The sequence below is a fragment of the Kribbella pratensis genome, assembly GCF_004365355.1.
In the GTDB taxonomy this organism is placed as follows: domain Bacteria; phylum Actinomycetota; class Actinomycetes; order Propionibacteriales; family Kribbellaceae; genus Kribbella.
The window spans coordinates 854,007-876,579 of record NZ_SODP01000001.1 but is presented as its reverse complement, the minus strand read 5'-3'; the positions used below and the strand labels follow the sequence as shown (position 1 = coordinate 876,579).

Below are 22,573 nucleotides of genomic sequence, written 5' to 3'. Positions count from 1 at the left end.
GGTATGGTGACCGACTTCGCGCACAAACCTACGTTGACCGGCGATCTCGTCGTACTGAGACCGCTGGACGAGGGGGACTACGACGCGCTCGCTGCCGCGATGGACGACCCGGACGTGGCCCGGCTGACCGGGAGCCACGGGGAGATCAGCGAGGAGCGCGCCCGCGAGTGGATGCGCACCCGGAAGGACCAGACGGACCGGCTCGACCTGGCGATCGTCGACCGCGCCTCCGGACAGGTCGTCGGCGAGGCCGTGCTGAACGACTGGGATCCGCCCAACAAGAGCTGCAACTTCCGGATCCTGATCGGCGCGGCCGGCCAGGGTCGTGGACTCGGCACCGAAGCGACCCGGCTGATCGTCGGCTACGGCATCGGCCAGATCGGCCTGCACCGGATCAGCCTCGGCGTCTACGCGTTCAACCCGCGAGCCCGGCGCGCCTACGAGAAGGCCGGCTTCAAGGCCGAGGGCCTACTGCGGGACGCCCTGCTCTGGGAGGGCGAATGGATCGACGAGATCGTCATGTCGATCCTCGCCTCCGAATGGATCCCCGCTCACAGCCCCCGCGGCGTCTCCACATAGGTTCGGAACCGTGATCGACGCCGAACGTATCGCCGTGCTGACCGGGGCCGGGATCTCGACCGCTTCCGGGATCCCCGACTTCCGGGGGCCGCAGGGCGTGTGGACGAAGAACCCGGCCGCGGAGGCGATGTTCGACATCGACGAGTACGTCGACAGTCGTGAGGTCCGCGTGGCTACCTGGAAGCACCGGCTCGCTGTGCCCGCGTGGACAGCCGAGCCGAACCCCGGGCATCTGGCACTGGTCGAGCTGGAGCGGCAGGGTCGTCTGACCGGTCTGATCACGCAGAACGTCGACGGCCTGCACCAGAAGGCCGGATCGTCGCCGTCCCTCGTCCACGAGCTGCACGGGACGGTCTGGTACGTCGACTGCCTGCAGTGCGGCCGGCGGATCCCGATGGCCGACGTACTCCCCCGGCTCGAGTCCGGTGACGAGGACCCGGCCTGTGAGGTCTGCGGCGGCATCCTCAAGTCGGCAACGGTGTCCTTCGGCCAGTCGCTGGACCGCGAGGTGCTCGATCGAGCCGTCGCCGCCACCGAGGCCGCCGACCTGTTCCTGGCCGTCGGCACCTCCCTGCAGGTCTACCCGGCCGCAGGTCTGTGCGACCTCGCCCTGAACGCCGGCAAGCCGCTGATCATCCTGAACGCCCAGCCGACGCCGTACGACGAACAGGCCACGATCGTCCTGCGGACCCCGATCGAGACCACCCTGCCGGACCTCGTGACCTTACCGTGACATTCGAGCCCTCCTCACAGGAAAGAGCGGCAGCTACCGTCCCCGGCAGGTGAATCGGCGGGAGGGGACCGTGATGCGCGGGTTCAGGCGTTGGACGGCAGGTTTCACCGCGGCCGCTGTGGTCGTGCTCGGACTGGGTACGGCGACTCCGGCGCCGGCGCAGGTCGCGGTGGATCGGGTCGTCACCTTGGCGGGGTCGCTGCAGAGCGAGCTGGGGTGTGCGGCCGACTGGGATCCGGGCTGTGACGCGACCAGCCTCGGGGCGGGTGCGCCGTACACGAAAGTGTTCGACGTGCCGGCGGGGACGTACGAGTACAAGGTCACGATCAACAAGGGCTGGGACGAGAACTACGGCGCGGGCGGGGTGCTGAACGGGCCGAACATCCCGCTGAGCATCGCGGGACCGGCCAAGCTGCAGTTCAGTTACGACGACACCAGTCACGTTGTGACGGTGAAGCCGGTCGACCTCGCGGGGTCGGCGGTCACCGCCGCGGACAAGACGCTGGCATCACCGAGCCTGCGGCCGGACCTGACCAAGGAGCGGTTCTATTTCCTGATGGCGGACCGGTTCGCCAACGGTGACACGTCGAACGACGCCGGCGGACTCACCGGCGACCGCTTGCAGACCGGCCTCGACCCGACCGACAAAGGCTTCTACCACGGCGGCGACCTGGCCGGTGTGATGCAGAAGCTCGACTACATCAAGTCCCTGGGTACGACGTCCATCTGGCTGACCCCGTCGTTCAAGAACCGCCCGGTGCAGGGGGCCGGGGCGAACGTGAGCGCCGGGTACCACGGGTACTGGATCACCGACTTCACCCAGATCGACCCGCACCTCGGCACCAACGCGGACATGAAGCGCCTGATCGATCTCGCGCACCGCAAGGGGATGAAGGTCTTCTTCGACATCATCACCAATCACACTGCGGACGTGATCGACTACCAGTCCCACAACTACGGCTACATCCCGAAGTCGACGTCGCCGTACAGGGATGCTCAGGGCAACGTCTTCGACGACAAGCAGTACGCCGGCGGCGACACCTTCCCGCCGCTGGACGCGAACACGTCGTTCCCGAACGTCCCGGTGTTCCGCACTCCGGCCGACGCGACCGTCAAGGTGCCGGCCTGGTTGAACGACCCGACGCTGTACCACAACCGCGGCGATTCGACGTTCGCCGGCGAGAGCGCGGAGTACGGCGACTTCGTCGGCCTGGACGACCTGTTCACCGAGCAGCCGCGGGTGCGGGACGGGATGATCGACGTCTACAAGACCTGGGCCGAGTTCGGTATCGACGGCTTCCGGATCGACACCGTCAAACACGTCAACATCGAGTTCTGGCAGAAGTTCTCGCCGCAGATCCTGGCCGCGGCCAAGAGCGCGGGGTCGAAGAACTTCTTCATGTTCGGCGAGGTCTTCGACGCGAACCCGCAGTTCATGTCGACGTACACCACCAAGGGCGACCTGCAGGCGACGCTCGACTTCGGGTTCCAGCAGAACGCGGTCGCCTACGCGAAGGGCGATCCGAGTACCAAGCTGCAGGACTTCTACGCCGACGACGACTACTACACCGATACCGATTCGAACGCGTACGAGCTGCCGACGTTCCTCGGCAACCACGACATGGGCCGCGTCGGCATGTTCCTCAAGCAGGGCGGCGCAGCCGGTCAGGATCTGCTCGCGCGGGACGAGCTGGCGCACTCGCTGATGTACCTGACGCGTGGCCAGCCGGTCGTCTACTACGGCGACGAGCAGGGCTTCACAGGTCCGGGTGGTGACAAGGACGCGCGCCAGGACATGTTCGCGACCAAGACCGCCGACTACGCGGACGACGAGGTCGTCGACGGCACCGGTACGACGACGATCGGCAGCAAGGACCGGTACGACGTCAACTCGCCGATGTACAAGCACATCGCGGCGCTGGCGAAGCTGCGGGCGAAGTACCCGGCGCTGTCGGACGGACGGCAGGTGCACCGGTACTCCTCCAACCTCAACGGTCTGTACGCGTTCAGCCGACTCGGCAGCGACAACGTCGAGTACCTGGTAGTCGCGAACAACTCGAAGACCGCGGCGTCGGCGACAGTGCCGACGTACGGGCCGAACACGTGGCTCAAGCCGGTCTACGGCGGCACCAAGTCTGTGAAGACCGACCGTGAAGGCCGAGTGGTCGTCAGCCAGGCTCCGCTGTCCGTGACGGTGTACCAGGCCCAGACGAAGGTCCCGAAGCCTGCTAAGGCACCTGCTGTCTACATGAGCTCCCCAGAGCTCGGTGCCACGGTCGGTGGGCGCGCTGAGGTCGCCGCCGCGGTTCCTGCGAACACTCCGGTCACTGTGACCTTCGGCTACCGGCCCGTCGGTACGACAGCGTGGACGCGGCTCGGTGCGGACGACAACGCGCCGTACCGGGTCTTCCAGGACGTGTCCGGTCTGGCGAAGGGCACTCTGCTCGAGTACCGCGCCGTACTGCGGGATGCCGCGGGCAACTACTCGGTGTCCGGGTCGTACGGCGTTGTCGGCGACGCACCTGCGGCCGGCGGCGGCGGCGGGGGCACCGGTCCGGTCGTCCAGCCTGCCAACGTGTCGGTGCCGGGTGATCACAACAGCGAGATGGGCTGTGCTGCGGACTGGGCGCCGGACTGCGACCAGGCCCAGCTGACGCTCGACCCGAAGGACAAGGTGTGGAAGGGCACGTACACGATCCCGGCTGGTGAGCACGCGTACAAGGCGGCGATCAACAAGACCTGGGACGAGAACTATGGTGCCGGTGGTGTCGCGAACGGCGCGAACATCTCCTACACCGCACCTGCCGGACCGGTCAGCTTCTACTACGAACACGGACGGCACTACGTCACGTCCAGTGCGCAGGGACCGATCATCACCGTCCCCGGCTCGTTCCAGTCCGAGCTGGGCTGTCCGGCCGACTGGGACCCGTCCTGCATGCGACCCTGGTTGACCGACGAGGACGGGGACGGGACGTACACCTGGTCCACCAGCGAGTTGGGAGCGGGCAACTATGAGGCGAAGGTCGCGCACAACCTGTCTTGGGACGAGAGCTATCCGGCGAACAACGTGCCGGTCTCGGTACCGAGTGACGGACTCGTGGTCACGTTCTCGTACGTGCTCGCGACGCACCAGTTCACGGTGACGACGTCCAAGCCCGGTGCAACGCCGGACCTGAGTCAGGCCAAGGCGTACTGGCTGGACCGCAACACGCTCGCCGTACCGGCCGTCGCGCACCCGGAGCGCTACCGGTGGCGGCTGCACTGGTCCGACACGGGCTCGTTGAAGGTCGATGCGGACGACATCGGTGGATCGTCGACAGCCCTGCGCTACGACTCGCGGATTGTGAAACCGGGCTACACGACGCTCCGCCTGGACAATGGAGACGCCCGCAAGATGCTCACCGGGCAACTCGGTCTGGCGCAGTACGACGACACGGGCCGACTGCTCGATGCGACCGGCGTGCAGATACCCGGCGTCCTCGATGACCTCTATCAGAGCGCGGCCGGCCGTTCGTACGGCGTGACGTGGCACGCGGGTGCGCCCACCTTCACCTTGTGGGCTCCCACCGCGCAGAACGTGCGATTGCTGGTGGGCTCGGCAGCTGTCGCGATGAAGCGCAACGATGACGGCGCGTGGGTAGTCGGCGGATCCCGCTCGTGGAAGAACGCGTCGTACCGCTTCGAGGTGACGGTCTTTGCGCCCAGTACCGGGAAGGTGGAGACGAACGTCGTCACGGATCCGTACTCGGTCGCGTTGACGACGGACTCGGCGTACTCCGTCGCCGCCGACCTGAATGATCCGGCGGGTCAGCCCGCCTTGTGGTCGAGGACGCCGGCGCCGAAGCTTGCGCGGGGTGTCGACTCGACGATCTACGAGTTGCATGTCCGCGACTTCTCGATCAACGACAACACGGTTCCCGCCGCGCACCGCGGTACCTATCTCGCCTTCGCCGACGACGGCGATGGAACCAAACACCTCAAGGCACTAGCGGCGGCCGGGCTCAATACCGTGCACCTCTTGCCGACGTTCGACATCGCGTCAATCCCCGAGACCAATCAGCAGACTCCGGCCTGTGACCTGAAGGCTCTGCCGCCCGACTCGGACCAGCAGCAGGCCTGCGTGACGGCCGTCGCCGCGAAGGACGGGTTCAACTGGGGGTACGACCCGTACCACTGGCTCGCGCCGGAGGGTTCGTACGCGACCCAGAAGGACGGGCTGGCGCGGGTCTCGGAGTTCCGCACGATGGTCGGCGGGCTGCACAAGTCCGGGCTGCGGGTCGTCCTCGACCAGGTCTACAACCACACGCCGGCCGCCGGCGAGGCGCCGACGTCGGTGCTCGACCAGATCGTGCCGGGCTACTACCAGCGGCTCAACGCCACCGGCAAGGTCGAGAACTCGACCTGCTGCAGCAACATCGCCACCGAACACGCGATGGCCGAGAAGATCATGGTCGACGGCACCGTCAGCTGGGCGAAGAACTACCACGTCGACGGCTTCCGCTACGACCTGATGGGCCATCACTCCAAGGCGAACATGCTGAAGGTCCGCGCCGCGCTCGACAAGCTGACGCTCGCCAAGGACGGCGTCGACGGCAAGTCGATCTATCTGTACGGCGAGGGCTGGAACTTCGGCGAGGTCGCGAACGACGCGCTGTTCGTCCAGGCCCGCCAGGGCAATCTCGGCGGGACCGGGATCGGCACGTTCTCGGACCGTCTCCGCGACGCAATGCGCGGCGGCGGACCGTTCGACGACAACCCGCGGATCCAGGGCTTCGGCTCCGGCGAGGCGAGCGACCCGAACGGCGACCCGATCAACGGCACGGCGGACGAGCGTGCGAAGCGGCTGGCGCACGACACCGACCTGGTCCAACTCGGCCTGGCCGGCAACCTGCGCTCGTTCACCTTCCGCTCCGTCGAGTCGGGTACGACGGTGCGCGGGGACGGAGTCGACTACAACGGCTCGCCGGCCGGGTACGCCGATCAGCCGGACGAGGTGATCAGCTACGTCGATGCCCATGACAACGAAACGTTGTGGGACACGCTGACGTACAAGCTGCCGACGGATCTGCCGATGCCGGACCGGATCCGGATGAACACGTTGTCGCTGGCAACGACCGCGCTGGCCCAGACGCCGTCGTTCTGGCACGCGGGAGCGGACCTGCTGCGGAGCAAGTCGCTGGACCGCAACTCGTACGACTCCGGCGACTGGTTCAACACCCTCGACTGGACCGGCGCAGACAACGGCTTCGGCCACGGCCTCCCGCCGAAGGCCGACAACGAAGCCAAGTGGCCGTACATGAAGCCACTGCTCGCCAACCCGGCGCTGAAGCCGTCGCCGGCCGATGTGGCCACGGCGTCTGCCGCGGCGGCCGATCTGCTGAAGCTGCGGTTCTCGACGCCGCTGTTCCGGCTCGGCACCGCCGACCTCATCAACCAGAAGCTCAGCTTCCCGCTGAGCGGTACGACGCCTGGTGTGATCACGATGCGTATCGACGACACAGTGGGCCCGAATGTCGACCCGGCGCTGAAGGGCGTGGTCGTGGTGTTCAACAGCACGGGCTCGGCCGTATCCCAGCAGGTGCCTGGGCTGAGCGGCGCCAACCTGTCGCTCTCACCGGTGCAGGCTGCCGGGTCGGACGCTGTCGTCAAGCAGACGACGTGGAATGCCGCCACCGGTACGGCGACAGTCCCGCCACGCACAGTCGCCGTACTCGTCCAGCGTTAGAGCCCGGCGAAGCGAGCAGCAGCTACGAAGGCCGCCAGCGCCAGAAGAATGGTGTTGGCGGCCGTCGAGCGTGGCTCGCGGAGCGACGAGTGTGAGGTGGCGGCGCCGATCATCACAATCACCAGACCGCTGGCCGCGAGCGGGGTGAGGACGCGGGCTGTGTCGGTCAGCCATGGGGCGAAGAGGCCGGCGACCGCCAGCAGTTCGCAGACAGCGACGAAGCGGACCAGCGGCATCGGGAACGGTGCGATGCCGGTCTGGCCGCTGGCGATCAGGCGGGCGCGGGACATCGCGGCCTTCAGGACGCCCGAGATCGTGAAGACGACGGCGAGCATGCCGGTGAAGATCCAGGTGATCGTGTTCATGTCGATCGCAGACGATCGACAATCGACTCCTGTGACAATCGGCATGCTGTCACCGGGAAGACCGGTCGATCGTCTGTGAAGGTGTGATGGAGGAACTCAGACCGCTGCTGCTCTCGATCGCCTACCGGATGCTGGGCACGTTCGGTGACGCCGAGGACGTCGTCCAGGAGGCGTACCTGCGCCTGCATCGCGAGCCCGAGGTCGCCTCCCCCAAGGCGTTCCTCACCACCGTGACGACCAGGCTCGCGATCGACCAACTGCGCTCGGCACGTCGCCAACGCGAGCAGTACTTCGGCCCGTGGCTGCCCGAACCCGCCGTGGACGAGTACGTCGATCTCGCCGACCGGGCCGCGCTCTCGGACTCGCTGTCCACCGCGTTCCTGGTCGTCCTCGAGCGCCTCTCCCCCGACCAGCGCGCGGTCTTCCTGCTCGGCGACGTCTTCGGCTACTCCTACGACGACCTCGCCGGCATCCTCGGCAAGACGCCGGCCAATTGCCGCCAGCTCGCCGTCCGCGCCCGGCGCCGGATCGCCGACAATCGACCACGCTTCGATCCCTCGCCCCAGGAACGCGACGAACTGGTACGCCGGTTCGTCGCGGCGGCCGAGGAGGGCGAACTGGAGGCCCTGGTCGCGCTCCTCACCCCGGACGTCACGTTCACCGGCGACGGCGGCGGCAAGGGCGGCTTCCCCCGGCCGGTGCATGGCGCCGGCAATGTCGCCCGCCTGCTCATCGGCGCGTTCGGCAAGTTCCGCCAGCTGACCACCGCGCCGGTGCATGTCGGCGGTCAGCCGGCGCTCAGGATCCACGACCGCAGCGACCGCACCGTCGCGATCTGGTCGTTCGTGGTGGCCGAGGGCCGCATCAGCGCGATCCACGGCATTGTCAACCCCGACAAGTTGACCCACGTGCAGCCGTCAGTGCAGCCGTCAGTGCAGCCATCGGTGCAGCCATCAGTGCAGCCCTCGGGGCCGGCGCCGGTGCAGCCGTCAGGGCACGCGGACGACGAGCGCTGACGGATCCACCTCCGCGACGAGCGACGTACCTTCGGCGATCGCGTCGCCGTCGAGCTCGCGGCCTACCACCCGGTCGGCGCGCACCTGGATCCGCTTGCCGGTGAAGCGCTCGACATGACGCTCGCGCCAGGACTTGATCACCAGACCGAGCGCCAGCCGCGGCCAGTGGCTGATCCGGCGCGGCGCGAGCACGACCACGTCGATCCTGCCGTCGTCGGGCGTGGCGTCCGGGAAGAGCGGAATGTTCGCCTGGAGCGTGCCGACATTGCCGATCACCACGGTCCGCGCGCGACGGCGTACCGGCGGCTGGTCGTCGACGACGATCTCGACATTGACGAACGGGTGGTTCAGGTTCTTCAGCGTCGAGACGACGTACGCCGCCCAGCCGACCCGCTTCTTCAGGTCGTCGGGCGCGTCCTCGATGATCGCGGCGTCCAGACCGAGCCCGGCCATCACCACGAACCGGTCGCCCGGCAGCTGGTCGCCCTCGATCAGCACGCTGTCGATCCGCTGCTCCGAACCGTCGAGCAGCTCGTGCAGCGCGACGTCGAGCTCGAGCGAGATGCCGAGGTTGCGGGCCAGCAGGTTCCCGGTCCCGCCGGGCAGCACCGCCGCCGGGATCGCGGTCCCGGCCAGCTCGGCACACACCACGCGGACGGTGCCGTCACCGCCTGCGACGAGCACGAGATCGACCTGTTCGTCGATCGCCTGCCGGGCCATCCCGACCCCGGCATCGTCCTCGGTCGTCTCCAGCCACAGCGGGTCCGCGTACCCCCGCTCGGCCAGCGCGGTTTCGACGGCACGACGGAACGCGTCGCCTTCGACCTTGACGGGATTCACGATGACGGCTGCCCGCCTGGCAGGACTCACTTATTTTTGTCCGTTCGGAGAGATAGCGTGCTCGGCGTGAGCAGACTTCCACGGAGTACGCCAGAAGCCCAGGGGCTGTCCGCCGCGGCGCTCGACAGTTTTGTCGGGGCGCTCGACGCCGGCGAGCCGGAGATCCAGACCATTATGCTGCTGCGGCACGGGCAGGTCGTCCTCGAGGAGGCCTGGGCGCCGTACCGGCCGGAGGATCCGCACCTGCTGTTCTCGGTGTCGAAGAGTTTCACGTCGACGGGCGTCGGGCTGGCGATCGACGCGGGTCTGCTGTCGCTGGACGACCAGGTGATCTCGTTCTTCGACGCCGACGAGCTGCCGGAGACGGTCAGCGACAACCTGGCCGCGATGAAGGTCCGGCACCTGCTGACGATGACGACCGGGCACTCGCAGGACACCGTCGAGGCGCTCAGTCGCGACCGCCGGATGGTGAAGATCTTCCTCGGCCTCGACGTGGCGCACGAGCCCGGCACGGTGTTCGTCTACAACAGCGGCGCGACCTACATGCTGTCCGCGATCGTGCAGCGGCTGACCGGTGAGCGACTGCTCGACTACCTGCGGCCGCGGCTGTTCGAGCCGCTCGGCGCGACCGAGGCGACCTGGCAGGTGTCGAGGGAAGGCATCACGACCGGCGGCTGGGGTCTCAGCATCAACACCGAGTCGCTGGCCTGCTTCGGGCAGCTCCTGCTGCAGCACGGCGAGTGGAAGGGCGAGCAGCTCGTCCCCGCCGAGTGGTACGAGGCGGCCACCTCGAGGCAGGTGCCCAACGACAACGAGGAGAACCCGGACTGGAAGCAGGGCTACGGCTTCCAGTTCTGGCGCGGGCGGCACAACACGTACCGCGGCGACGGCGCGTTCGGGCAGTTCTGCCTGATCTTCCCGGAGTACGACGCTGCGCTGATCATCACCAGCGCGACCACCGACATGCAGGGCATCCTGAACACGGTCTGGGAATATCTGCTGCCCGCGCTCGAGGGCAAGGACGTCCCGTCGGTCTCCCGCCCGTCGCGGCTGGAGTTGCTGCCGCCAACTGGTTCAGCGCCGGCAGGTGGCGATGGGCGGACGTATCGGTTCACCGGTCGCAACGATGCCGGGCTGACCGCCGTCCGGCTCGACCCGGACGGCACCGGGGTCTTCACCTTCGAGGAGTTCGGTGGGTCCGGATCGCATGACATCGTCTGCGCGCCTGGCGATTGGCGCGAGCAGTCCGCTCCGGGCACAGTCAACGACGCAAGCCCCGAGGCCGGGATGCGGGTCGTCACGAGCGCGTACGGCGACGGCGACGCGTTCGTGGCCACGGTCCGCTGGGTCGAAACGCCGTTCGTTGCCAGGTTCACCTGTCGGGTCGCCGGTGATTCGATGACCGTCGACGGCAAGCTCAACGTGTCGTTCGGTCCGACCGAGTTCACGCTGACGTCCGAGGTGTGATCCGGGTCATGTCACAAACCTGAGGTCGCCGCGTGTCCTCCGGGTCGTCACAGCAGACGACGGAGGACGACATGAAGGTCTTGGTAGCAGGTGCGACCGGTGGATTGGGTCGGTCGTTGGTGCCGCAGCTGATCGCGGCCGGGCACGAGGTGACCGGGATGACCCGGTCGGAGTCCGGCGCGAGCAGCGTGCGGTCGTTCGGGGCGGACGTCGTGCTCGCGGACGGGCTCGACGCCGCCGCGGTCCGCACGGCCGTGGAGAAGGTCCGCCCGGAGGTCGTCGTACACCAGATGACCGCGCTCAAGGGCGGGATCGACTTCAAGCACTTCGACGACAGCTTCGCGATGACGAACCGGCTGCGGACCGAGGGCACCGACAACCTGCTCGCCGCATCCCAGGCTGCCGGCGTACGACGGTTCGTCGTCCAGTCGTACGCCGGCTGGAACTTGCAGCACGGTGGATCCGCCACGAAGACCGAGGCGGACCCGCTCGACCCGAACCCGGTGCCCGCGCAACAGCAGACGATGGCCGCGATCAAGCATCTCGAATCGGCGGTCCTGAACGCGGACGGGATCGAGGGCGTCGCGCTGCGGTACGGCAGCTTCTACGGTCCGACCGGCGACATCGGCAAGGGCGGCTCGATGGTGGAGATGATCCAGAAGCGCCGCCTGCCGCTGATCGGCGACGGCACCGGGATCTGGTCGTTCATCCACTACGACGACGCGGCGTCGGCGACCGTGAAGGCGGTCGAGAGCGACGTGACCGGGGTGTTCCAGATCGCGGACGACGACCCGGCGCAGGCGGCGGTCTGGTTGCCGGAGTTCGCCCGCATTCTCGGCGCGAAGCCGCCGCGGCACGTGCCGGCCTGGATCGGGCGGCTCGCGGTCGGCGATGTCGGAGTCGCGGCCTTCACCGAGATCCGCGGGGCCGACAACACGCTGGCGAAGCAGACCTTCGGCTGGCAGCCCGGGTACGCGTCCTGGCGCGAAGGCTTCCGCAAGGGGCTGTGAGGCAGCCAACGGTGAGGGATCTCGGTCCCTCACCGTTTGCCGCATCCGGTGAGAGGATTCCTTTACTTTCGCGTTACACGCGAGGACGACCGCTGAAACCGGCGCGTCCTGAACTGGACAAGACCCGCCGGGACGGCGGGGCGCCCCTAGGGTTCCGCTGCTGGTCGAGCTGACGGCAGGACTGGTCCGAGAGGGGAGGCGGCGCTCGCAGCAGAGCGCCGTTCCACGGCGGGACAAAAGCCCGGGAGGCCTTGAAAGGCCCCGGGCTGCTGTGCGTGCATTCCGGGCCTGATCTCCAACGGAGGCCGGAATGTCAGCACCCCCTGAAACACTGACCACGGATCAACTGGGCGCACGCGATCTCGGCCACTTCGGCTATGCCCAGCAACTCTCGCGCCGCGTCGGCAGCTATGCCTCGTTCGCGGCGGGCTTCTCGTTCGTCTCGATCCTCACCACCGTCTTCCAGCTCTTCGGCCTGGGTTTCGGCTTCGGCGGTACGGCGTTCTTCTGGACCTGGCCCGCGGTCCTCGCCGGGCAGTTGATGGTGGCGTTGTGCTTCGCCGAGCTCGCGGCGCGGTACCCGTTGTCGGGCGCGATCTACCAGTGGGCCCGTCGTCTCGGCGGGGCCGTGGTCGGCTGGTTCGCGGGCTGGACGATGGCGATCGCCCAGATCATCACGCTGGCCACCGCGGCGATCGCCCTCCAGGTCGTTCTGCCCGCGGTCTGGCCCGGGTTCCAGCTGGTCGGCAGCGATCCCGCGCTCGCGTCGAAGGACGGCGCCGCGAACGCCGTACTCCTCGGCTGCATCCTGCTCGCCGCGACCACTGTGCTGAACGCGACCAGCGTGCGGATCACCGCGGTCGTGAACTCGGTCGGGGTGACGTGTGAGCTCATCGGCGTCGTTCTGATCGTGGTCCTGCTGACGATGCGCGCCGAGCGCGGTCCGTCCGTCGTACTGCACACAACGAACCTGGACAGCACGACCGGGTACGTCGGTCCGCTGCTGATCTCGGCGTTGATGGCGGCATATGTGCTCGTCGGCTTCGACAGCGCGGGCGAGCTCTCGGAGGAGACGCACAAGCCGCGCGCGACGACACCGCGGACGATCATCCGGGCCGTCGTTGCCTCCGGTATCGGTGGTGCGTTCCTGATCGTCGCGGCGCTGATGGCCGCGCCTTCGTTGACCGACGGCAATCTGGCCACCCAAGGTCTCCCCTACGTGCTGACGAGCAGGCTCGGCACGACGCCCGGGAAGCTCCTGCTGCTCGACGTCGCGCTCGCGGTCTGCGTGTGCACGCTGGCGATCCAGACTGCCGCGGCCCGGATGATCTTCTCGATGGCACGCGACAACGTCCTGCCGGGATCGCGTCAACTGCGCAAGGTGTCCGAGCGGACCGGTACGCCGGTAGCCGCGACCGTCGTCCCTGGCGTGCTGGCCGCCGTCTGCCTGGTCGTGAACGTAGGAAACGCGGGCCTGTTCCTGGGCCTCGCGAGCGTCTGCATCATGCTGCTGTACGTCGCGTACCTGATGGTGACTGCGCCCTTGCTGGTCCGCCGCCTGACCGGTGGCGGTCTGCCCGCCGGAGTCGACGAGAACGGCAAGCCGCTGTTCTCGCTCGGGCGCTTCGGTCTGATTGTCAACACCGTCGCAGTCGCGTACGGGCTCGCGATGGCCATCAACCTCGGCTGGCCGCGCGCCGAGGTGTACGACCCGGCCGGTGACGGCTGGTACCTCCACTACCTCCCGCTGATCACCCTCGCCGTCGTCGCCGCCGGCGGGCTCCTCGCGTACCGGACGCAGCGCACCGCGTACTACGCCTCCATCGGCGTACCGCTCCGCACAGGCGCGCCGACCGTCGAGGCAGAGGGAGCCAGCGCGTGAACCACGAGATTCCCGGCGATGCTGCCTGGTCCGTGCCTGTTCGTGCGGGTCGCACCGTCACGCTGACTGCTCTGGCGGACGGCGCGAATGCGACGGTGCTCATCATCGGCGCAGACCGCCTCGACCGCCTCAATATCCCCGACACCCTGAAGTCCCAGATGTCCGCACGCATCAAGCCCGGCATGGTGCTGATGTCGGACCGCGGTCTCGCCCTCGCTACCGTCATCGCCTCAACCCTCGACTGGCACGACTGCCTCACCGGCGCCCTCCCGGACCGCCTCCTCCTGCTCGAACTCACCAAGCACGGCTTCGGCGAAGCGGACCTGCACGGCTGCATCCACTTCTTCAGCAAGGTCGCCGTCGCGGACGACCCGCGGGCCTCACTCGCCTACGTCCCCGACCACGCCCACGCAGGCGACACCGTCACCCTCCGGGCTGACCAGGATCTCCTGATCTTCGTCTCGACCGCACCCCACGCACTGTCGGACGGCCCCGCCGCAGGCGTCGCCGTACAGCTCGAATCGCCTTCACACGTTGAAGATCCCGTCCTGCGCGAGGAAGCGGTCCGCGCACTGCGCCTGACCCGGGAGCTGATCGCATGACCATCACCGCGACGACCGTCGCCCTCGACTCCGTCGTCGAAGCCGGCGACGGCGCACTCGTCAGCGTGCCGGCCGGTGGGCGCCTGCGGATCGTCGACCTGCACGGGAACCAGGCCGTCGACACGCTCTTCTACGACGCCCACGACATCGACAACCGGTACTCCGCCTTCGACACCATCCGCGAGCAGCGCGCGGTGTTCCTGACCACCGGATCGCGCCTGATCTCGACCAGGCTCGACGAGCTCGCCGTGATCACCGACGACACCTGCGGCCGGCATGACACCGTCGGCGGCGCCTGCTCGCAGGAGAGCAACGTCATCCGGTACGGCGAGTTCACGCGTCACCAGCACGCCTGCCGGCAGACGTTCCTGCGGTACGGCGCACAGGCCGGCATCGGCCAGCGTCAGCTCACCCACAACATCAACTTCTTCATGAACGTACCGGTGACGTCGACCGGCGGGCTGACGTTCGAGGACGGACTGTCGGCGCCGGGCAAGTACGTCGAGGTCACAGCGAGCCGCGACCTGTTCGCGCTGATCAGCAACTGTCCGCAGGTCAACAATCCCTGTAACGGCTGGGATCCGACGCCGATCCAGCTGCTGGGCTGGTGGTGACGTTGGCCGTCATCACAGTTGTTGCCCAAGGCACCCAAACCACGGTGCAGGATCTCGCCGGCCGGCCCGGTCTGTGGGATGTCGGCGTACCGCCGTCCGGAGCCGCCGACGAACTGACGTTCGCGCTGCTCAACGCCGCGGTCGGCAACCCGGACACCGCGGCCGGACTCGAGTGTGTGCTCACCGGACCGGTGCTCACCTGCGACGAGGATCGGCTGGTCTGCGTCGGCGGCGCGGTGCGCAATGCGACTGTCGACAAGCTGCGCCTCAGGCCCGGGATGGTCATCCGGTGGCCGGCCGGCTCCGTGCTGGACATCGGCCCGCTCGACGGTCCCGGGATGCGCGGGTACGTGGCGATCCAGGGCGGCCTCGACGTACCGCGGGTGCTCGGCAGTCGGTCGACGTTCATCCTCGGCGGTTTCGGCGGTCACGGCGGGAAGCCGCTCGAGGCCGGCGACCAGATTCCACTCGGCCGGCAGGAGAACCTGCTGTCCCCGTTGTCGGTGGAGCTGCCGACGATGTCGGACTCCTGGCAGCTCCGCGTGATTCCCGGGCCCCACGGAGCGCCCGAGCATCTCACCGCCGAAGGCGTCGACGCGTTCTTTGCCAACAGCTGGATCGTCGACCATCGGTCCGACCGCACCGGCGTCCGGCTGATCGGGCCGACGCCCGGCTGGGCGCGGACCGACGGCGGCGAGGCCGGTCTGCATCCGTCGAACGTGCACGACTCGGCGTACCCGGTCGGCGGCATCATGCTGTCCGGCGACACCCCGGTCATCGTCGGCAAGGACGGCCCGTCGCTCGGCGGATTCGTCGTACCCGCCGTCGTGATCGAGGCCGACCGGTGGATGCTCGGACAACTGCGCGCCGGCGACTCGGTGCAACTAGTTCCGGTGACACTAGTTGCAGCGACCGAGGCAATCGAGCACCGCCGCCGTTGGCTGACAGACCTGCGCCAGGAGCCAACCTCCGTCGCCGTTTCAACCGGTACGCCGAGTCGTCCGGAGCTCCTGCACCACGGCGAACAGTCCGGGACCGCGCCGTCGTACACGATCAGATGTGCCGGCGAGCGCCACCTACTCGTCGAGGCCGGACCGGCCGAGCTCGACCTCACCGTCCGCGTCTGGATCCACCTGCTGGCCCAAGCCCTCCGGGAGAACAAGCCGGCCGGCGTCGCGGAGATCGTCGAAGGCGTACGGTCCGTGCTGGTCGCGGTCGACTCGTCCCGGCTCTCACTGGCCGCGCTCGCGGAGCGGCTGGCGTTCCTCGCCGCCGGGCTGGACGATCCCGAGACCGTGGTGTTGCCGGCCCGCGAGGTGGTGCTGCCGATCGCGTTCGACCACCCGGAGGCGCACGAGGCGATGCGCCGGTACGCGACTTCGGTCCGGCCGGACGCCCCGTGGTGCCCGGACAACGTCGAGTTCATCCGGCGGGTCAACGACCTCGACACGCGGGACGAGGTCTTCGAGATCGTGCAGGCCGCGACATACCTGGTGGTCGGCCTCGGCGACGTCTATCTCGGTGCGCCGGTCGCGGTGCCGGTGGATCCGCGGCATCGGCTCGTCACCACGAAGTACAACCCGGCCCGGACGTGGACGCCGCAGAACGCGGTCGGGATCGGCGGGATCTACCTGTGCGTGTACGGGATGGAGGGTCCCGGTGGGTACCAGTTGGTCGGACGCACTGTCCCGGTCTGGCGGCTGTCCCCCTCCGACGAGCAGCCTTGGTTGCTGAGGCAGTTCGACCTGATCAGATTCACGCCGGTCAGCGCGGAGCAACTCGCCCACGAGCGGGCCGAGATCGCCGCCGGGCGGGCAGACCTGAAGACCACCCCGGCGACGTTCTCGATCTCCGACGTACGCCGGATCGAGCAGGAGGCACCTGTGGACATTGCGACCGTGCGGGCCAGACGCCGCGCCGCGTTCGAGGCCGAGCGGGCCCGGTGGGGCGCATGAACAACGAGTGGATCACCAGGGTCGACCCGGTCGAGCCGGCGGACGGGCCACTGCGCGGGCTGACGATGGCGCTCAAGGACAACATCGATCTCGCCGGGGTGCCTACGACGGCCGGGGACCCGCGCAACTCGCGGCCTGCAGTGGACAATGCGTTCGTCGTCGAGCAGCTGATCGCGGCCGGCGCCGTACCGCTAGGGAAGACGAACCTCGATCAGTACGCGACCGGGCTGGTCGGCACGCGATCGCCGTACGGCGCTTGTCACTCGGTCTTCTCCGAGCGGCATGTGTCCGGCGGATCCAGCTCGGGCAGCGCGGTCGCCGTCGCGACTGGGCAGGTCGACTTCGCGCTCGGTACGGATACGGCGGGCAGCGGGCGGGTGCCTGCGGCGTTCAACCGGCTCATCGGGATCAAGCCGAGTCGCGGGCTCGTGTCGGCGCGCGGCGTCGTACCGGCGTGCCGGTCGCTCGACTGCGTGACGGTGATGGCTCGGGACGTGGCGACTGCGCGGGCGGCGTACGAAGTGATGGTTGCCTATGACCCCGATGATGCCTGGTCGCGGCGTGCCGTAGATCTACCTGGCCCGCGGGGCGGGCGCGTGATCGGCGTACCGGATATTGGGTTGGACCTGGATCCGCTGCACGAGGCCGCGTGGCAGGAGACGCTCGCTGAGGCTCACCGGCTTGGTGAGGTTGTGAAGGTGGATGTGCGGCCGCTGTTGGAGGCGGCTGAGCTGCTGTACTCCGGGCCGTGGCTGGCCGAGCGGTGGCTCGCGTTCGGCGACAAGCTCGACGACGTTCCGGCCGTCGATCCCACAGTGCGGGCGATCGTGCGGGGCGGTGCGGCGTTAACCGCGTCCGCGGCGTTCGCAGGCTTCGATCGGCTCGCGACGCTCGCCCGGGCGAGTGAGCATCTGTGGACGCAGCTCGATGCGCTGCTGCTGCCCGTGACGCCCGGGCATCCGACGCTGGCAGGGGTCGCGGCGGATCCGATCGGTGTGAACAGTCGGCTCGGTCGGTTCACGAACATGGTCAATCTGCTGGATCTGTGCGCTGTCGCGTTCCCGGGGCCGGATCGGGCCGACGGCTTGCCGTTCGGGATCCAACTGCTGGCACCGGCCGGTCACGATCATGCGCTGATCGATCTGGCGGCGCTGTGGTGCGGTGAACCTGTGCCGACGCCGGCTGATGGGACCGACGTCCTGCTGGCGGTCGCGGGCGCGCATCTGTCCGGGCAGCCTCTGAATGACCAGCTGGTACGGCGTGGCGCTCGGCTCGCGTTCGGTGCGCGCACCGCAGCGTCGTACCGGATGTATCTGGTGGACGGGCCTCGGCCGGGGCTGACCAGGACGTTGACGGATGGGGACGGTCCGGGGATCGAGGTTGAAGTCTGGCGGGTGCCGGCGGCTGAGCTCGGCGGATTCGCTGCGACCATCGAACCGCCGCTGGCGATCGGGCCGCTGGAGCTGTCGGACGGACAACGGGTCCTCGGCTTCGTGTGCACGGCGGACGCTGCGGACCCGGCCCGTGACATCACCTCAGCGGGAGGCTGGCGCGCGTACCTGTCCGGCCGCTGAGCCTAAGGTTGGTGGGCATGAGCCTGACACCCGCCGAACAGAAGGTGCTGGACCGGATCGACGAGGACCTGCTGGTCCGCGTCACGCAGGACCTGGTCCGCGCCCACGGGCAGAACCCGCCCGGCGAGGAGGCCGCCACCACGGCCGTCCTCGCCGCGGCGGCTGGTGAGCTCGGGCTCGACGTACAGCTGTCACCGGTCGAACCCGGCCGGGACAACCTCACGATCACGCTTGCCGGAGGCAACAATCCCGGCCTGCTGCTGCTCGGCCACACCGACGTCGTCCCGGTCGGCGACGGCTGGACGGTCGACCCGTACGGCGGCCTCCTCCGCGACGGCCGCATCCACGGCCGCGGCGCATCCGACATGAAGGGCGGCCTCGCCGCAGCCCTGATCGCCCTGGCCGCCCTCCGCAACACTCCCCTGTCCGGCCCGGTCGAACTAACCGCAGTAGTAGACGAAGAAGAAACCGGCAAAGGCATCCGCGCCCACATCGCCGCCGCTGTGGATAACGCCGGACCCGGCAAGCCCATCGCCGATAGACTTGAAGCGGAAAGGTCAGGGGCGAGGCATGACTCACCCAGTCGGTCCATCAACAGCCCGTCCGTGAAGAGCCCGTCGCAGCGGTACGTAGGCTGCATCACCGCCGAGCCGACCGACCTGCAGACGATCATCGCCGCCCGTGGTGACTCTTATCTTCAGGTTTCGGTGCACGGTCGCGCCTCGCATGCGGGCAACCCCGACGGCGGCGCCAACGCGATCTACGGCGCGGCTGCCGTCGTCGCCGAGATCGAACGCCTGCACGCGGAGCTCGCGACCGCACCCCATCCCCTGCTCGGCCCGGCGACCTGGAGCGTCGGCCAGATCAACGGCGGTACCGGCGGCTCGATCGTCCCCGCCGAATGCGTGGTCGTCGCCGATCGCCGCCTCCTGCCCGGCGAGTCCCCCGCCGAAGTACTCGCCGACCTCGGCCGCCGCGTAGCCGCCCTCCACCTCGAGGACCGCGGCCTGACCGTCGAACTCGCCATGCCCATGGAGATGCCCGCCTTCGAGACCCCCGACAACGCCGACCTGGTCCGCATCACCGAAGCCGCCCGCCTCGACGGCGGCGGTCAGCCGATGCCGCTTGCCGGCTGGACCGCAGCCTGCGACGGCGGCTACATCGCCCGCGACCTCGGCGTACCCGTCGTGGTCCTCGGCCCCGGCTCCGTCACCACCCAGGCCCACCGCGCCGACGAGTCGGTCCCCATCACCGACCTCGTCACCGCCGCCCGCACGTACGCCCTGGCAGCCCTCCGCCTTCTCACGTAGGCGTCCCGCGTGAGGTTTGACTCTGACACTGTGTGAGGTCGTAGACCGGCGGTATGAGGACAGCTGGAGAGATTGCCGAGTGGATCCGGACCGGGGAGGTCACCTCGCGTGAGGTGACCGAACAATTGCTGGAGAGGATCGCCGACGACAAGACGATCAACGCGGTAGTCGAGGTCCGGCCGGAGTACGCCCTGGCCGCGGCGGATGCGGCAGATGCGACATCGCCGGTCGGCCCGCTGCACGGCGTACCGATGACGGTCAAGGACTGCCTCAACGTCGCGGGCCTGCACACGACCTGGGGCAATCCGGCGTTCGCGGAGTATGTCGCCGATCAGGACGCGACTGTGGTGGAGCGATTGCAGCGGGCCGGCGCGATCATCATCGGGAAGAGCAACGTGCACACGATGCTCGCCGACTTCGGGCAGACCGCGAACGAGATCTACGGGCGGACGAACAACCCCACCGACCTCGGTCGCACGCCCGGCGGCTCGAGCGGCGGCGGGGCGGCCGCACTCGCCGCGGACCTCACCTACCTCGAGTACGGCTCGGACCTCGTCGGCTCGATCCGGCTCCCAGCGGCGTACTGCGGGGTGTACGGACTCAAGCCGACCAACGGTCTCGTCCCGCAACGCGGTTTCCAGGTCCCCCGTATGCCGTACCTGCCGAGCGAACTGCCGAACTTGTCGACACTCGGACCACTCGCCCGCTCCGCCGCCGATCTGCGCATCGCTCTCCGTGCGACCGCCGGCCCCGAAGCGCCGTACTCGTGGCAGCTGAGGCCGCCGCGGCACCAGCGACTCGAGAACTTCCGCGTCGGCGTGGTGACCGATCACCCGGCAGCGCCGGTCTCCGGCGAGGTCGGCGACGCGATGGCTGCCACCGTCGACCAGCTCGCCCGGAGCGGCGCGAAGATCATCGAAGGCTGGCCGGACGAGGTGGATCCGGGTGAACAGGCTGAGGAGTTCGGTCGGCAGGTCGGTCTGTTCTTCGCACTGCACGGAGGCGAACCGACCGAGCTGACCGTCGACGAACTGCTCGCAACCGAACGCGCGCGGATGCTCGCTCGAGCCAAGTGGCAGCGGTACTTCGAGGACGTCGACGTCTTCCTCTGTCCGACCAGCTTCACGGTCGCCTTCCCGCACGGCTCGACGACAATCGACGGACAGCCGTACGACGCGCAGGTGTTCTGGATCTCCCACGCCGCATTGATCGGCCATCCCGCGCTCAGCATGCCGATCGGGCGCACCACGAGCGGCCTGCCCGTCGGCGCTCAGGTCATCGGTCCGTGGCACGAAGACGACACCGCGATCACCTTCGCGGAACTGCTGGCTGGTTGACTGCATCCCATGTTCGCGATCGGTGAATTCGCGCGGCACGGACGGGTGTCGATTCGGATGCTGCGGCACTACGACGCCCTCGGCCTGCTCCGGCCCGCGTACGTCGACCCGTCGACCGGTTACCGCAGTTACACCGCCGGGCAGCTCGCCGATCTGAACCGGATCGTCGCGCTGAAGGATCTGGGCTTCACGCTCGAACAGGTCGGCGCGCTGATTGCGGACAATCTCGGTCCGGCTGAGCTGCGCGCATTGCTGACCATGCGACGAGCAGAATTGCAGACGACTGTGGCCGAGAGTTACGCGCGGCTCGCGCAGGTCGAGTCGCGGTTGCGCGGTCTGGAGGCCGATGTCCCGCCTGCGGACATCGTCGTCAAAGAGCTCCCCGCCGTGCGGCTGGTTGCTCTGACGGCGACCGCGGCGAGCTTCACACCCGAGGACATCACGCCCGTGGTGCGCCCGCTCTGCGCGGAGCTCGGCCGACGGTTGCCCGATGCCGACGTACGTCCGGCCGGCCGATTGACCTGCCTGTACGAACGCAATCAGGAATCCGAGGACGAGGTCCTCGTCCGGGCGACCGTCCCGGCCGCGGTCGATGCCGGGGGCAACCTCAATGGACTCGACGTGATCGACCTACCGGCGACGCGAGCCGCGACGCTGGTGCACCGCGGGCCGATCGATCAGGTGTTGCCGGCGTGGCAGGCGGTGGCGCGCTGGATCGACGAGAACAACCATCGCGCGGTCGAACCGGCGCGCGAGCTCTACCTCGACACGCCGGAGGACCCCGCCGACTGGGTCACCGAACTCCAGGAACCGATCAGCTAGCCGGATTCTTCTCGGCGAGTGATGCCAGCCCGGCAACGATGACCGCGATGCCGAATTCGAACCGCTCGTCGCCGGCCGCGCCGGATGTGAGCGCGCCCGCCAGCGCCACGGTCAACGGGAAGCGGTCGGCCGGCAGCGACTCGAAGTACGACCGCAGTCCGCTGACGAATCGCTCGACATCATCGGGCGTCCAGTCCGTCGCGCTCTGCACCGTCTCCTCGAACGCGATCGCCGTCACGTAGAGCGGAATCAGGTCGACCGCCCACGCCGCGGCCTGGTCCGGGATGTTGCCGGCCTTCAGCAGCGTCAGCATCCTCTCGGTGCTCATCAGCGCCCGCTCCCCCAGCGGTACGGCGCCGATCGCGGCCCGCGCGACGCCCGGATTCGCCCGCATCGCGCGCAGCATCTCGCGCATCATCGCCTTCAACTGCTCCTGCCAGCGGGCCGGATCCACCGGCTCGTCGTACCTCATCTGCGCGGCCGCCCGCTCGACCAGGAGCTGATCCAGCTCGCGCTTGTTCGCGACATGCGCGTAGAGCGACGCCGGTCCGGTGCCGAGCGCCTGCGCGACCTTCCGCATCGAGACCGCCTCGTACCCCGACTCCACGAGCACCCGCATCGCGGCGTCGACGATCCGCTCCCGGTTGAGCGGCTCCTTCGGCGTCCGGGCGGGCTTCGCGGGGGTGATCGGCTGCCACGGCGATTGCGTCATACGAACACTGTACTTGACGCGAACACTGTT

The 22,573-nt window shown here is 68.5% G+C and carries 17 protein-coding genes and 1 riboswitch; of the genes, 14 read left to right on the top strand and 3 right to left on the bottom strand.

Annotation, left to right across the window (positions count from 1 at the left end):
• The first annotated feature begins 3 nt into the window (after positions 1-3).
• Genes EV653_RS04065 through pulA form a run of 3 tightly spaced genes read left to right on the top strand, consistent with a single transcriptional unit; the run spans position 4 to position 7,037 of the window.
• Entirely contained in the window at positions 4-579 is a 576-nt protein-coding gene (locus EV653_RS04065) for a GNAT family N-acetyltransferase (RefSeq protein ID WP_238159551.1), read from the top strand.
• Between the two features lie 10 nt (positions 580-589).
• Positions 590-1,312 carry an SIR2 family NAD-dependent protein deacylase gene (locus EV653_RS04060; RefSeq protein WP_134098069.1) on the top strand — a complete coding sequence of 241 codons (723 nt, stop codon included), beginning with the start codon at positions 590-592 and terminating at the stop codon, positions 1,310-1,312.
• Between the two features lie 49 nt (positions 1,313-1,361).
• The gene (pulA, locus tag EV653_RS04055) at positions 1,362-7,037 is read left to right on the top strand and encodes a pullulanase-type alpha-1,6-glucosidase (RefSeq protein ID WP_238159550.1); all 5,676 of its coding nucleotides are present in this window, start codon (positions 1,362-1,364) and stop codon (positions 7,035-7,037) included.
• Here the strand turns inward: pulA and EV653_RS04050 are convergent.
• Positions 7,034-7,402 carry a DoxX family protein gene (locus EV653_RS04050; protein WP_134098067.1) on the bottom strand — a complete coding sequence of 123 codons (369 nt, stop codon included), beginning with the start codon at positions 7,400-7,402 and terminating at the stop codon, positions 7,034-7,036. The two genes, pulA and EV653_RS04050, sit on opposite strands and share 4 nt — an antisense overlap.
• Before the next feature lie 86 nt (positions 7,403-7,488).
• Here EV653_RS04050 and sigJ point away from each other — a divergent pair, with 86 nt between their 5' ends.
• Positions 7,489-8,418 (top strand): RNA polymerase sigma factor SigJ, encoded by a 930-nt coding sequence (gene sigJ, locus EV653_RS04045; protein ID WP_134098065.1) that lies wholly within the window; start codon positions 7,489-7,491, stop codon positions 8,416-8,418.
• On the opposite strand, the gene EV653_RS04040 is transcribed toward sigJ, so the two are convergent.
• Positions 8,392-9,288, bottom strand: a complete 897-nt coding sequence (locus tag EV653_RS04040) for a diacylglycerol/lipid kinase family protein (protein ID WP_134098063.1) — start codon at positions 9,286-9,288, stop codon at positions 8,392-8,394. The two genes, sigJ and EV653_RS04040, sit on opposite strands and share 27 nt — an antisense overlap.
• Before the next feature lie 36 nt (positions 9,289-9,324).
• Between EV653_RS04040 and EV653_RS04035 the strand changes: the two genes are divergently transcribed.
• The 10 genes from EV653_RS04035 to EV653_RS03990 all read left to right on the top strand — a co-directional run bounded on the left by EV653_RS04035 (position 9,325) and on the right by EV653_RS03990 (position 21,831).
• Positions 9,325-10,725: a serine hydrolase domain-containing protein gene (locus EV653_RS04035; protein WP_238159549.1), complete on the top strand. Its 1,401-nt coding sequence runs from the start codon at positions 9,325-9,327 to the stop codon at positions 10,723-10,725.
• A 71-nt stretch (positions 10,726-10,796) separates the two neighbouring features.
• On the top strand, positions 10,797-11,735 hold the full coding sequence (locus EV653_RS04030) for an NAD-dependent epimerase/dehydratase family protein (protein WP_134098059.1): 939 nt from the start codon (positions 10,797-10,799) through the stop codon (positions 11,733-11,735).
• A 135-nt stretch (positions 11,736-11,870) separates the two neighbouring features.
• Positions 11,871-11,985: riboswitch (guanidine-I (ykkC/yxkD leader) on the top strand.
• Between the two features lie 60 nt (positions 11,986-12,045).
• Positions 12,046-13,617: an amino acid permease gene (locus EV653_RS04025; RefSeq protein WP_134098057.1), complete on the top strand. Its 1,572-nt coding sequence runs from the start codon at positions 12,046-12,048 to the stop codon at positions 13,615-13,617.
• Positions 13,614-14,219: a DUF1989 domain-containing protein gene (locus tag EV653_RS04020; protein WP_134098055.1), complete on the top strand. Its 606-nt coding sequence runs from the start codon at positions 13,614-13,616 to the stop codon at positions 14,217-14,219. Before EV653_RS04025 ends, EV653_RS04020 begins: the two co-directional genes overlap by 4 nt.
• The gene (locus EV653_RS04015; protein ID WP_134098053.1) at positions 14,216-14,833 is read left to right on the top strand and encodes an urea amidolyase associated protein UAAP2; all 618 of its coding nucleotides are present in this window, start codon (positions 14,216-14,218) and stop codon (positions 14,831-14,833) included. The genes EV653_RS04020 and EV653_RS04015 overlap by 4 nt, the downstream gene beginning before the upstream one ends.
• Positions 14,827-16,788, top strand: a complete 1,962-nt coding sequence (locus EV653_RS04010) for a 5-oxoprolinase/urea amidolyase family protein (protein ID WP_238159548.1) — start codon at positions 14,827-14,829, stop codon at positions 16,786-16,788. Before EV653_RS04015 ends, EV653_RS04010 begins: the two co-directional genes overlap by 7 nt.
• Entirely contained in the window at positions 16,785-18,362 is a 1,578-nt protein-coding gene (gene atzF / locus EV653_RS04005) for an allophanate hydrolase (protein WP_134098051.1), read from the top strand. Before EV653_RS04010 ends, atzF begins: the two co-directional genes overlap by 4 nt.
• Positions 18,363-18,379: 17 nt before the next feature.
• Positions 18,380-19,672, top strand: a complete 1,293-nt coding sequence (locus EV653_RS04000; RefSeq protein ID WP_134098049.1) for a M20 family metallopeptidase — start codon at positions 18,380-18,382, stop codon at positions 19,670-19,672.
• A 53-nt stretch (positions 19,673-19,725) separates the two neighbouring features.
• Positions 19,726-21,009: an amidase family protein gene (locus tag EV653_RS03995; protein WP_134098047.1), complete on the top strand. Its 1,284-nt coding sequence runs from the start codon at positions 19,726-19,728 to the stop codon at positions 21,007-21,009.
• 9 nt (positions 21,010-21,018) lie between these two features.
• Positions 21,019-21,831: a MerR family transcriptional regulator gene (locus EV653_RS03990; protein WP_134098045.1), complete on the top strand. Its 813-nt coding sequence runs from the start codon at positions 21,019-21,021 to the stop codon at positions 21,829-21,831.
• Here EV653_RS03990 and EV653_RS03985 read toward each other — a convergent pair.
• The gene (locus EV653_RS03985) at positions 21,824-22,543 is read right to left on the bottom strand and encodes a TetR/AcrR family transcriptional regulator (protein WP_134098043.1); all 720 of its coding nucleotides are present in this window, start codon (positions 22,541-22,543) and stop codon (positions 21,824-21,826) included. The two genes, EV653_RS03990 and EV653_RS03985, sit on opposite strands and share 8 nt — an antisense overlap.
• Positions 22,544-22,573 lie beyond the last annotated feature (30 nt).